This is a genomic window from Mesorhizobium sp. P3_A9, from assembly GCF_056402975.1.
The window spans coordinates 1-1,066 of record NZ_JBFUGJ010000718.1; the positions used below are offsets into that span (position 1 = coordinate 1).

Genomic DNA, 1,066 nt, shown 5'->3' on the forward strand with positions numbered 1-1,066 from the left:
TTCCGATGCTGACCGATGAAGAGTATCGGGATGTCGTCGGCGACCCAGCAGCGCTATATTTTCAGGTCAATAGGTTCATTTCCCGGCACGGACAATGGACAGAAATGAAGCATCCGGCGGCCGATCGCTATCGCGAGCGGACCGGAGTAACACTTCATCATACTTTATGGCTCCTGCATGTCCGCCGTTCCGACTACGGCCCCGACTGCCCGTCCTGCGCAAAGCCCTACCGGACGCCGCGAGCGAAGTTTTGCGCCGAGTGCGGACACGGTATTCCGTTGAAATAAGCAGGGCCACGCCTATTTGCTTCTCATGAACCGAGGCGGCCCTTGCGGTTGACTTGGCCCAGACCTTCCGATTTACACCGAACCAGCAAAAATCCCGACAGCGCGGACCATTTTCCCATGCTTGAAAAGACCTACGACGCCAAGACCGTCGAGCCGAAGATCGCCAAAGTCTGGGAAGAGGCCGACGCATTTCGCGCCGGCGCAGGCGCCGAGGAGGGGGCTGAAGCCTTCACCATCGTCATCCCGCCGCCCAATGTCACCGGCTCGCTGCATATGGGCCACGCGCTCAACAACACGCTGCAGGACATTCTGGTGCGCTTCGAGCGCATGCGCGGCAAGAACGTGCTGTGGCAGCCGGGCATGGACCATGCCGGCATCGCCACGCAGATGGTGGTCGAGCGCCAGCTGATGGAAAAGCAGATCCACCGCCGCGATCTCACGCGCGAACAATTCATCGAGAAAGTGTGGGAGTGGAAGGCCGAATCCGGCGGTGCCATCTTCAACCAGCTGAAGCGGCTCGGCGCCTCGGCCGACTGGTCGCGCGAACGCTTCACCATGGACGAGGGCCTGTCCAAGGCCGTGCTCGAAGTGTTCGTCACCCTCTACAAGCAAGGCCTGATCTACAAGGACAAGCGCCTTGTGAACTGGGACCCCAAACTGTTGACCGCGATCTCCGACCTCGAGGTCGAGCCGCAGGAAGTCAACGGCAATCTCTGGCACTTCCGCTATCCGATCGAGGGCGAGACCTTCGACGCGGAAAATCTGCAAACCTTCATCAC

2 protein-coding genes are annotated in these 1,066 nt (G+C 60.0%); both read left to right on the forward strand.

Annotation, left to right across the window (positions count from 1 at the left end; translation table 11 throughout):
• The coding region (locus AC1DX0_RS36255; RefSeq protein ID WP_477359364.1) for a hypothetical protein at positions 1–287 on the forward strand (287 nt) is incomplete at its 5' end.
• Between the two features lie 117 nt (positions 288–404).
• Positions 405–1,066: class I tRNA ligase family protein (locus AC1DX0_RS36260; protein ID WP_477359367.1), on the forward strand; the 662-nt coding region annotated here is incomplete at its 3' end.